The sequence below is a fragment of the Bradyrhizobium sp. 18BD genome, from assembly GCF_054185225.1.
Genome location: NZ_JAVAYL010000004.1, coordinates 426,638 through 436,444, shown reverse-complemented (window position 1 = coordinate 436,444; position 9,807 = coordinate 426,638). Strand labels below are relative to the sequence as shown.

The 9,807-nt window shown below is 59.0% G+C and carries 12 protein-coding genes; 6 read left to right on the top strand and 6 right to left on the bottom strand.

Translation table 11 applies throughout. The features are described 5' to 3' along the window. Positions 1 to 236: 236 nt before the first annotated feature. From RAD16_RS10565 to ku, 3 genes are read right to left on the bottom strand one after another with little or no spacing between them, the layout of a single operon-like run. Positions 237 to 848 carry a cell envelope biogenesis protein TolA gene (locus RAD16_RS10565; RefSeq protein ID WP_458157791.1) on the bottom strand — a complete coding sequence of 204 codons (612 nt, stop codon included), beginning with the start codon at positions 846 to 848 and terminating at the stop codon, positions 237 to 239. 19 nt (positions 849 to 867) lie between these two features. Then, positions 868 to 1,113, bottom strand: a complete 246-nt coding sequence (locus RAD16_RS10560; RefSeq protein WP_458157790.1) for a hypothetical protein — start codon at positions 1,111 to 1,113, stop codon at positions 868 to 870. A gap of 17 nt (positions 1,114 to 1,130) precedes the next feature. After that, positions 1,131 to 2,057, bottom strand: a complete 927-nt coding sequence (ku, locus tag RAD16_RS10555) for a non-homologous end joining protein Ku (protein WP_458157789.1) — start codon at positions 2,055 to 2,057, stop codon at positions 1,131 to 1,133. 129 nt (positions 2,058 to 2,186) lie between these two features. On the opposite strand from ku, the gene RAD16_RS10550 reads away from it, so the two are divergent. The 5 genes from RAD16_RS10550 (at position 2,187) to RAD16_RS10530 (ending at position 5,893) form a co-directional block, all read left to right on the top strand. Beyond that, the gene (locus tag RAD16_RS10550; protein ID WP_458157788.1) at positions 2,187 to 2,624 is read left to right on the top strand and encodes a hypothetical protein; all 438 of its coding nucleotides are present in this window, start codon (positions 2,187 to 2,189) and stop codon (positions 2,622 to 2,624) included. Beyond that, positions 2,621 to 2,899, top strand: coding sequence for a hypothetical protein (locus RAD16_RS10545; protein ID WP_458157787.1), 279 nt, complete (start codon positions 2,621 to 2,623; stop codon positions 2,897 to 2,899). The genes RAD16_RS10550 and RAD16_RS10545 overlap by 4 nt, the downstream gene beginning before the upstream one ends. Positions 2,900 to 3,503: 604 nt before the next feature. Next, entirely contained in the window at positions 3,504 to 3,821 is a 318-nt protein-coding gene (locus RAD16_RS10540) for a hypothetical protein (protein ID WP_458157786.1), read from the top strand. Positions 3,822 to 4,629: 808 nt separating this feature from the next. Then, positions 4,630 to 4,839, top strand: coding sequence for a hypothetical protein (locus RAD16_RS10535; RefSeq protein ID WP_458157785.1), 210 nt, complete (start codon positions 4,630 to 4,632; stop codon positions 4,837 to 4,839). A gap of 490 nt (positions 4,840 to 5,329) precedes the next feature. After that, on the top strand, positions 5,330 to 5,893 hold the full coding sequence (locus RAD16_RS10530) for a hemerythrin domain-containing protein (protein ID WP_458157784.1): 564 nt from the start codon (positions 5,330 to 5,332) through the stop codon (positions 5,891 to 5,893). Between the two features lie 651 nt (positions 5,894 to 6,544). Here the strand turns inward: RAD16_RS10530 and RAD16_RS10525 are convergent. The 3 genes from RAD16_RS10525 to RAD16_RS10515 all read right to left on the bottom strand — a co-directional run bounded on the left by RAD16_RS10525 (position 6,545) and on the right by RAD16_RS10515 (position 8,923). Further along, positions 6,545 to 6,775: a DUF6894 family protein gene (locus tag RAD16_RS10525; RefSeq protein ID WP_458157783.1), complete on the bottom strand. Its 231-nt coding sequence runs from the start codon at positions 6,773 to 6,775 to the stop codon at positions 6,545 to 6,547. 1,590 nt (positions 6,776 to 8,365) lie between these two features. Next, positions 8,366 to 8,566, bottom strand: coding sequence for a hypothetical protein (locus RAD16_RS10520; RefSeq protein ID WP_458157782.1), 201 nt, complete (start codon positions 8,564 to 8,566; stop codon positions 8,366 to 8,368). Positions 8,567 to 8,581: 15 nt separating this feature from the next. Then, positions 8,582 to 8,923, bottom strand: a complete 342-nt coding sequence (locus tag RAD16_RS10515; protein ID WP_458157781.1) for a hypothetical protein — start codon at positions 8,921 to 8,923, stop codon at positions 8,582 to 8,584. Between the two features lie 332 nt (positions 8,924 to 9,255). On the opposite strand from RAD16_RS10515, the gene RAD16_RS10510 reads away from it, so the two are divergent. After that, entirely contained in the window at positions 9,256 to 9,693 is a 438-nt protein-coding gene (locus RAD16_RS10510) for a YybH family protein (protein WP_458157780.1), read from the top strand. The last annotated feature ends 114 nt before the right edge of the window (positions 9,694 to 9,807 follow it).

The following is a 9,807-nucleotide window of genomic DNA, read 5'->3' as shown; positions in this document are numbered from 1 at the left end:
CGATGGCCGACCGGAACAGGGGCGAAAAATCAACAGTGCGCATAGCCAGATCCTCCTCGGAGCAAAATGGTTACGAGCGGCACCGGACACGACCGGTGCCCGTCTCAGTGGCGGGACCCGAACGGCATCCCGATCGTCGTACGACGACGCCGAAAAAATTTGGAAGCTGGGGGAAAGTTTCAAGACCCGCGAACAAATTTTTTTAGCCAGGAATTGGTTACCCGCGAGCCGACAGCCTATTCCCGGGCCTTCCTGAGAGCCGCGCGCAGGCGCTCTCTTTCCTTCTCCCACCGACCTTCCTCGGCCTGCGCTTGCTTTTCGAGCGCCTCGATCCCGGACTTGATGGACTCGGCCCTCTCTGCGTGCCCGCGCTCGGCGGCGTCGAGGGCCGCCTGCGCTTTCGCCGTTGCTTTGTCGCGACGCTCCTGCTCCTTTTCTCGGGCGGCCTCTTCCTGCCGGCGCTGCGCCGCTTGGCGCTTCTGCTCCTTCTCGAACGCGACGGCGGCTTTTCTGGCCTCCCGCTCCTCGATCTTGGGCTTCGCCTTCTTCGCTGGCTTAGGCCGTCGCTTCTCGCGCTTGCCCCCGGTGCTTTCGGATCGGAGATCGGAGGGCAGATCGGAATGCTCCGCGAAACGCCCGCTCGACCCGGCGGGCCTCTTGAGGACCACGCCCGGCTTCGACATGGTCGCAACAACAACGTCGGAATCGTCGGTCTGCCTGGCGAAGCCCTGGTGAAAGAGATTGCTGCCTGCGCCCCACGCCTCGAGAGCCGCCTTCATCGAGGGTGCAGCGACCGCGAGGTCATAGAAGCCAAGTGAGGTCTGGAACGTCTTGAGCTTCCGCGGCATGCCAACAAGACTCGCGGATCTAGCGCCGGCGCGCGACCCAGAGGCCGATCAGGAACGCCGCGAACAGCGACCGCAGCGGCGCCTTCACTGTCACCTCGCGCAAGCGATCGACCCAACGTATGAGCTCGTCTTGCGAGGACATCGCAAGCGGGCGAGCACTCGGCTCGGTCCCGGCCCAACTGGGGCCGGCAGCCAGCTCTGTGCCATCGTGATCGTTCACCAGGCCAGAGGCCTCCGTCATCGCCGAGGCGTCTTTCATGTCCATGGCGCTCTCCTCCGCTCTCACGCAGACTTGCGTTGCGGCTTGGCTGCCGCCTTCTTCCCTGACGCTTCCTTTGGCTTCTTGCCGCTGATCGGCATCAGCATTTCCTTCTGGCCGGTGGACGCTTTTTTCGACTTCTTGGCGGGCTTCTTTTGCACCCCGGCCTCGGCCGCCGCGCCACCCACGCTCTTGCGCAGGGCTTCCATCAGGTCGACGACGTTCTCGCCCTTCGGCCGCTCCTTCGGGCGGATGACCTTGCCAGCGCGCTTCTGATTGATCAGGTCCACTAGCGCGGTTTCGTAGTGGTCCTCGAATTTGTCTGGCTCGAAGTTGCCAGCCTTCTGATTTACGATGTGCTTGGCCAGGTCGAGCATGTCCTTGGTGACTTTGACGTCCTGGATCTCGTCAAAATACTCGGCGGGATCGCGCACCTCGTAGGGATAGCGCAGCAAGGTGCCGATCAGGCCTTTGTCGCGCGCTTCTAGCGCGATGATGTGCTCGCGGTTCGCCAGCACCACTCGCCCGATCGCGACCTTATCCATCTCGCGGATGGTCTCGCGGATTACCGCGAACGCGTCGTGGCCCACCTTGCCGTCCGGACGCAGGTAGTAGGGACGGATCAGATATCGCGGGTCTATGTCGGTCCTGTCGACGAATTCGTCGATCTCGATGGTGCGCGTGGACTCGAGCGCGATCTCCTCGAGTTCCTCCTTCGAGACCTCGATGTACTGCCCCTTCTCGAGCTCATATCCCTTGACGATGTCTTCGTTCGGCACCTCGTCGCCTGTGTCGGCGTCGACCTTCAGGTACTTGATGCGATGACCCGTCTGCCGGTTGAGCTGGTTGAACGAAATCTTCTCGGATTCGGAGGTAGCTGGATAGAGCGCCACCGGACAGGTGACGAGCGACAATCTTAGGAAGCCTTTCCAATTGGCGCGGGGGGCCATGAACGCGGAGCTCCGGAACGTTGTTACCCGGATTCAAGACGAAGGCGGCGGCCCGGTTCCGACATCGAGCTCAAAGCCTCGTTCGCCACACCGCTTGTTCTTGCTGCGTTCACGGCCTAGTAAACGGCCATGACCGCCCTCACCCGCCGCCGCGCCAACGATCCGCACCTCGAGACCTGGCACGTCTATTTCGGCGATGTGCGCATTGGCACGATCAGCAAGTGTGCCGGCGTTCCGAACCACAGTGATCAGTGGACTTGGAGCATCGGCTTTTACCCCGGCACGGAGCCGGGCATGCAGCGGGGCGCCTCGGCCGCAACGTTCGAGGATGCGCGCGCCGCGTTCGACAGCGCCTGGCAACAGCTCGAGGCCAGGCTCACCGAGGACAATTTCGAGAGCTGGCGCCGCGATCGCGACTTCCAAGCCTGGAAACGACGCATGTGGGATACCGGCTGCCGGTTGCCGCCCCAGAACCGGGATGGCCGATCCACCTGCTTCTGTGGCGAGCCGATCACGATCGACTGCGAAGCCCATGTCCACAGCGTTCACCGAGGCATCGGAGCATGAAGCACGTCCAGGAACGTCCCTACGCCGATCCGGAAGCGGCCGCGCGCAAGCTGGTCGAGATCGCCGCGAGCATCCCAGCCGTCCAAGATGGCCGGATCTACATCGAGCGGATCAATGCGCCGTTTCTCTACACGCTTGGGGGTAGCGGGCCTGAGTTCGGCGCCGGTATAAAGTATGCCGTTGAGCATGGCTGGCTAGAGTTGCACGAGAGCGGAAGTTACGTGCGGCTGAAAGCTGGCAGTCCAGGTTTAGCTCTGGCAAACGGCGTGGCCTAGTTTGATTTTTGCAGTGGCCTAACTTCGATAGTGACGTGATTTTGGATCGGCTCTACTGTGATGAGCTCTCAGGTGCTCCGGGCAAATCGGAGAGAAGGTCGTATGCCCGTTCGGCCTGCTCCCTCGTCAAATTGGCCGCCACGTCGTGCCCACTCAGCGCCGGCCCCCTGCGATCACGATCGTAAACCATCCATCCAATGCCTCCCATCCGAATGAGAAATCTGTTCGTTGGAACCGCGGGAACCGCGCTGTCAATCATCTCGCCCTCCTGAGAAAAAGGGCCCCAGCTCGCAAGGGGGGCGATGGAGCTGAGGCCACTTAGGGTCACCCTTTGGGGAAGGGTATCGGGAAAACTTGGCAATCGCCCAAACGTTCCTGTCCTAGTTTCAAATCGCAGGTGTCATCGACGACTTGGCGGGCTGCAGTGCCTCAAAAGCAGATTAACAGTACCCACATGAATGTCGGCTCAGGGCCCCAATAGGCGACATTGAGCGCAGCCCACTTCGATCGCGCAAAGCGGACCTATAAAAATAGCGAGCGGAACTAGGAAAGGTTGGGAAGTTCGCGAGTTTAGCGGGATCGGGGCAACGCCAGGAGGAGAAGCATGCGAACAGCAATTCTCGCGATGATTGTAGTTGCCGGAAGCGCGATTACCTTCCCTGCAACGGCACAGGAGCAAAAGGCCGCGCCCAGTGAGCAAACCAAGGAAGAGATGCACGGTGATGTAGATAAGGGGCTCAAGGGTAGCGAGCCCAACGAGCAGATGCAGCGTGATGCGGACAAAGGGGTCAAGACACGCAACTCCGGAGCGTCCGGATACGTGACCGATCAAGAGAAGCCGGCCGCTTCCGCGCATCCCCCCGGCCAACCGGGAAGTGAGCAGACCACCGGTTCGGGTAGGCAGACCGGCACACCGAAATAAGAAGCCGTTCGCGATGAGGCCGCCAACTGAGGCGGCCTTTACTCGTTAGGCGTTCCGCCATTCGTTCGCGGTAGACCGTCCTCTTGGTCGAATGCGACTGCCAACACGGTCCAATCGGCCGCCAGGTCGAGCCACGCCTCTTCCTCGACCGCACTTCGAGCATTCTTTGCATTCAAGCGGCATCGCTCCGCTTTAATGCGGCATTTTGCGGCTCGCGATTTTCCCATTATGAGGGCCTAAGTCGGCGGCTTGAGGCCGGGCGAGTTAAGCCACTCGGTCATGTGCCCAGCAACTTCATCCTGCCGAGCCCTGCGCAGCAGCGCGTCCCGCTCGTAACCCGGTGGAAGCGTTGCGGCCATCGCGCGCAGCTGCTTGGCTTCTTCAACCAAGCGCTCTTCGAGGGGTTGTTTTTTGTTTGAACCGACGTCGCCGATGCACGGCGCTACTCCTTTCCTGAGAGGAAGGCGGGAGCGCAACCGGCGTTCTCATCACCGATAAAAGCCACGATCCGTTCGGCGATGGTTTTTAACGTGCCACCAATGAAAGGGTTGCTCCAGTTAATTCGGAACTGGCCTGCTACAATCGCCGAAATGGTAGCAATACATACATGTCCGAGAGGTGACCCGTCCGCATTTCTGGTCGCAATCGATTAGCTCACCGTAGATTCACCTATGTTATCGCAAGGATCTCTTGACCGGGAAAAAGTGGCAATACGGGCTGGATGCAATGAGGGCCGCTGTTTCCGGAAGGACGGCGGCCCTTATTTTTTTCGCGGCTGGCCCAGGCGAGTCGGGATTAAAATATCGATATGATCTTCCTCGACATCGACACCGATCAAGCTTCAGACCGGATGCAAAAGTTCCTGACCAAGCTGGTCGATGCGGAAGCACATTGCGGCACGCCGCAATTCGATAGCCTCATGGCTGAAGCCTACGCCCTTTACGAAAAGCTCTCCGACGAAGAGCGCCTATGGTTCGATGAAAAGGCCGAGGAGATCGGCCGGCCGACGATAAACTGACAAATCGCAGGATCTCAGGACTCCACATTTGGACGCCGCGACATAGATCGGTCGCATGCCCCCACCTTTCGAATTCTGCCGCCCGGAGGCGCGCAAAGTCGTGCCGACCGGGCCCGACTGGATCCACGAAGTCAAATACGACGGCTACCGCGGGCGCGTGGTCCGCGACGGCCGCGACGTCAAGATCCTGTCCAGGAGCGGCCTCGACCCGCGCGATCCTGCCTGCCTGCTCGCGCGAGGCGTAGACCTGCCGTCCGAAAAGGACGCCCAGCGCGTGTGGAGGCGATCGAAACCGCTGCGGGCATGCATACCGCCGCGGCGGAGGATATTTGCAAGGCCACGGCGGCATAACGCGAGCCGGGTAAGCGTCACATAGCGCGCTCGGAGATTGAAAACACCGCGTTCGGTTCAGGTTTGATCCAGCGCAAAAACTGACATTGCGTTTCGGGCTAGATTGAATTTTCTCAATGGTTCATCCGTGGAGGCTACAATGATCATTGAGCTTCTAAGGCAAGAGCATCGCAACATTGAAAGGCTGCTCCTTGTCCTTGAGCGTGAACTAGAGATTTTTGACCGCGGGGGCCGGCCCGACTACGAGGTTATTCGCGCGATTATTAGCTATTTCGAAGTTTACCCGGAGGTGTACCATCATCCCCAGGAAGACTTGATCTTTGCCAAGCTAAACATTCGCGATCCCGCAGCGGCTGCGAAAGTCGGCGATCTCGCACGTGAGCATCAGCAAGGAGCTGAGCGGTTGCGCCGTGTCGCTCGTGCGGTCGATAGTGTTCTGGCGGATCGGGAAATCCCTCGGCAAAATGTCGACAACATCGTTCGCGAGTTCATTGACCATCAGCGGCTTCACATCATGATGGAAGACCGCGATTTCCTTCCTGCCGCCCTCAAGGCTCTAGAGCCCCAAGATTGGACGGAGATCGCTTCGGCGATGACCAATCCCGAGGATCCGCTGTTTAGCGAGGCGGCCGAAGAGACGTTCGGTACGCTACGAGCGCATATCTTGCGGTTGGAGCGAGAGGCTGAAGCGGAACGACACTAGTCGAGCTTTCATCCGCATATGGGAAACGAGGGAGGTTCCACATGGCATCGGTCTCAATACCAAATCACGAAAAATGCCCTCGGTGTGGTTCTGAGGCAGTTCACCTCGAGTGGCATGAACGCGTCAATCCGCAGGAAGTCCAGGATCTTTGGCACTGCTGGGACTGCAAAAACGAATTTGTCACCGTCGTCACTTCTGACGAGAAGGAGCCGTCAGTCACTGAGAAGATCACCGAACGATTCTTTACGAGCCTCCTCATCTGATCAGTGACGCCCGAGCAGGTTCCGACCAAGGTGTGATCAACTTCAGAACCCCGCAGGCGCGAGGTATTACGATTCCGCCCGGCGCCACTTGCCCATGCCGATGAAGCTGATCGACTGAAGTCGGCGAATGTCTAGCGGACGTTCATGTGGGTACTGTTGATATCTGCTTTTGAGGCACTGCAGACCCGCCAACTCGTCGGTTTATGAGTACACGGCCTGACAGCCGCGAAGTTAATCTGGGACACTTCACATTTGTTGGTGCGCGGGGCGGGCATGAGGCAGAGGCTTACCGCTAGCGCGCTAGGCGTATTCGAGTTGGTGCGCTCGCGGCCCCGGCATCCAATTCTCCTCTCTCCAGCCCCTAGAGATGCTTGGGGCCGTCGCGCCCTTACTTCGGCTTCTCCGCCTGTATATGCAGGATGAAAAGTATGTTCTGAAATTCGTCCGAGACTTCCATCCGCCAATCGCGGCCGGGAGCCAGCTTCCCGTCGAGCGTTTGCAGCATCTGCCCTGCAGTTACCGTGGCTTCCTTCCAAGCCGCGTGTTTGTCGGGCAGCTCCTCGCCTTCATTGTCGATCTGTTTGCGGTCATGGGTGATGTGAAAGAAGTATCGCGGCATTCCCCAAAAATGCACGACAAGCGAGCTAGTTCCTGCAAACGGCGTGGCCTTGTTTGATTTTGCAGTGGCCTAATTTCGATAGTGACGTGATTTTAGATGGCCTCGGCCTCTACTGTGACGAGCTCTCAGGTGCTCCTGCCAAACCGGAGAGAAGGTGGTATGCCCGTTCGGCCTGCTCCCTCGTCAAATTGGCCGCTACGTCAGTTCCGATCAGCGCCGGGCCCCGGCGACTACGATCGTAGACCATCCAACCACAGCCCCCCATCCGAATGAGAAATCTGTTCGTTGGAACCGCGCTGTCAATCACCTCGCCCTCCTGCTGGCGGTAAGTCGATGCCTCCTGTGAGTAGGATAATGCCTTTGCTTGGTTCAAGCGTTTCCCTAACTTGCTCGCGCACGCGCTATCTGATCCCCTCACCAGTGCTCGGAATTGCAGCTGAGTTGTGTGCACTATTGGACAGAACTGGAGATGACCCGCATGCGTTAATGGAACATCGTCTCAGTAATGGAGCAGCGCCATGTTTAAGCGGCGGCGTCGTTTCAAACAGCAGCTCACCTTAGAGGACCGGCTCGCCGCATGGGCAAAGTCTGTCCAAGAGGAAGCCGCCAAGCTCCCGCCCGGCCCCGAGCGTGACGCGATGATCAAGAAAGCCCGGCAGGCAGAGACAGCATCCCGCGTCAACGAGTGGGCTCACTCGTCGGGCTTGCAGCCGCCGAAATAAGACTTCGGAGCTTCCGTGGGTGCTCCAGATGTCCGCTCATCCCTCACAGCGGCACAAACAGCAGACCTCGTTAAAGGTCGTAGATGGGCCATTTCCGGACTTCGTCGCAAGTCCAATTCCGCGATCATCACCGGGCACTGCCGGCGCCGGGGATCGCGCGACTAAGAGCACCCTTGCAATAATCGTCCAGCTTGGCGGCAGCAGACCTCAGGCAAGACTCGAGGCGGCCCTGTCCTGGTTCGACGCTGGCACACTCTTGGTTGAGCCGCTCCCTGCATGTCTTGTCAACCGCACTGAGCCTAGCAAGCGCCAAGAGGCAAGCATCTGAAAGTTCGTGCATGTGCTCTCGAAAACAGGCGCGGAGACTGTCTCGACCTGGCTGTATCCCGGCGCACAACCTCATCTCGTCCGCTGTGCAGGGTCCCACTGGCTTTTGCGCAGTCGCGCTCGACGCCAACAGCATAAGGGCGACGCAAATCATCAGAGTGATCTTTATCATCGATGATCTCATCCCTGGGCGGCACCGCGGCTTCGTGTGCCCTCCGACATCGAGTTTCCGCAGGCGGCCGACGACTTGGAGTTGATTTAGATCAACGCATGCCCGCTTCGGGTCAAAGGCTGCCCTCGGCGGTCAGGATGAGCTTGGTCGGGTCACCTCTCGGAAGCGCTCTGGGATGAGGTCAGCCAAGGGCCAGGAAGAGACTCATGCACCGCAGCATCAATCGGTCTTATGAACGGATTGCCCGCGCAACCAAGAACCGCACTCAGCGACGATGTTAGTAGAAACAAGCCGCCGCTCTCAGCCCGGCGGCGGCTTTTCTTTACGCGCTCACACGGCCGCGGCTATCGCCGCATGGGGAAGAAACAGTCAGCGGTAGCGCCAGTTTTCGACGCCATCAAGTAGATGACGCTCCTGGTTACGCAATTCATCAACTAGACGTGCGAGATAGGGCGGCAGCGGCGAGACTTCGAGAGCTAAGTCTTGTTGCAACCTGTCACCCACCTCGTCACAGATCGACCGGGCAGTCTTATGGTCGATGTGGTCGGATATTCGGTTGGGGGTGGCCATTTCGCGATATCCCGATTAGGGCCCCACGATTATCTCAAGCAACAGGGTTGGAAATTGTTTCGCGTTTCTTTTGAAGGATCCGATGGTTCCGTCTTTGGAACGAGTGGTCACAGGGCTAATCGCCACTCGGTCATTGCCGCTGCTCTCATCCTTCATTTCGTGCGCCCTGAAATCAGAAGAGGCCCTCCATTCGGGGTCAAAATCGGCGTCGGGGTTCACCGCGGTCTCGGTCCGCTCCTGGTTTGAAGCGAACCATTGCCCCTTCTCGGTTGACAGCCAGCCCAGCGCAAAAAAGCGAATTACCGTGCGCAGCGCCGAGAATTCCGGCCTAGGCAATGCGTGTGCAGTCGCTCCCATTTGTCAACGTGGTTGACGGTAATCGCACGGAATTGCTGTTCCGCGAACTATTGGATGGAGTCCCAGCATGATCATGTTGCCTTGTAGAACTGGTCGTGGTGGTTGAAGTTCGGCGCATATGTCACCGGCTGCAATAGCGGTGTCATGACGTGCGATATGGACTCCTGAGGTGACCGGCGCCATTGAAGTTAGCATCGCCTGCACCTCTTCCCTAATGAACCAATGGCCGGCCACAGCGCGACCGGCGACGGTGTCGTCTGCTGGCGGAGCGTAGCCGCGGCGGGCGACTGATGATGAATCGGGAAAAGCGTTATCCAGGAGAGGAGTATCCTATGAAGTTGGCTCAAACATCAGCACTAGTCATTTGTCTGCTCTGCGCGCCGGGAATTGCGTTGGCCGCAGACGTCAAGGGGGACGTGGAGAAGGCTTACGCAGCGTGGGATGCCGCATTCAACAAGCACGACGAGAAGGCCATCGGCGCCTCCTATGTCGCGACGGCAAAATTGATGCCGCCGACACATCAGGTCGCTTCGGGTCCGGCCGAGATCGAGAAGTTCTTTGCCGGACTCTTCGCGAGCGGTGTGACGGATCACAAGTTGGAGATGATCGACGCCGGCGGAGACGACAAGGTTGTCTTCGGCACAGCCAAGTGGAGCGCCACGGGTAAGGACAAGGACGGCAAGCCGTCTCCCTTCAGTGGTTTGGCGACGCACGTCTTCGAACGCCAAGCCGACGGATCACTCAAATTAAGGCTGCAAACATTCAACTAAAGCGATTGAGGCTCAATCTGTCCGGTGAGGCGGCGGCCTTACCGGACACCCAAAACGACGCAACTTCGCAGTTGGGCCACAAGCTGACCAACAATAAGCGAAGTCTTCGTTGGC

What these genes read in the sequence shown, in the direction of transcription:
- RAD16_RS10565 (WP_458157791.1), bottom strand. Translation starts at nt 848, where the DNA reads ATGCCGCGGAAGCTCAAGACGTTCCAGACCTCACTTGGCTTCTATGAC.
- ku (WP_458157789.1), bottom strand. Translation starts at nt 2,057, where the DNA reads ATGGCCCCCCGCGCCAATTGGAAAGGCTTCCTAAGATTGTCGCTCGTC.
- RAD16_RS10530 (WP_458157784.1), top strand. Translation starts at nt 5,330, where the DNA reads ATGATCATTGAGCTTCTAAGGCAAGAGCATCGCAACATTGAAAGGCTG.
- RAD16_RS10510 (WP_458157780.1), top strand. Translation starts at nt 9,256, where the DNA reads ATGAAGTTGGCTCAAACATCAGCACTAGTCATTTGTCTGCTCTGCGCG.
- RAD16_RS10560 (WP_458157790.1), bottom strand. Translation starts at nt 1,113, where the DNA reads ATGGACATGAAAGACGCCTCGGCGATGACGGAGGCCTCTGGCCTGGTG.
- RAD16_RS10535 (WP_458157785.1), top strand. Translation starts at nt 4,630, where the DNA reads ATGATCTTCCTCGACATCGACACCGATCAAGCTTCAGACCGGATGCAA.
- RAD16_RS10540 (WP_458157786.1), top strand. Translation starts at nt 3,504, where the DNA reads ATGCGAACAGCAATTCTCGCGATGATTGTAGTTGCCGGAAGCGCGATT.
- RAD16_RS10550 (WP_458157788.1), top strand. Translation starts at nt 2,187, where the DNA reads ATGACCGCCCTCACCCGCCGCCGCGCCAACGATCCGCACCTCGAGACC.
- RAD16_RS10525 (WP_458157783.1), bottom strand. Translation starts at nt 6,775, where the DNA reads ATGCCGCGATACTTCTTTCACATCACCCATGACCGCAAACAGATCGAC.
- RAD16_RS10545 (WP_458157787.1), top strand. Translation starts at nt 2,621, where the DNA reads ATGAAGCACGTCCAGGAACGTCCCTACGCCGATCCGGAAGCGGCCGCG.
- RAD16_RS10515 (WP_458157781.1), bottom strand. Translation starts at nt 8,923, where the DNA reads ATGGGAGCGACTGCACACGCATTGCCTAGGCCGGAATTCTCGGCGCTG.
- RAD16_RS10520 (WP_458157782.1), bottom strand. Translation starts at nt 8,566, where the DNA reads ATGGCCACCCCCAACCGAATATCCGACCACATCGACCATAAGACTGCC.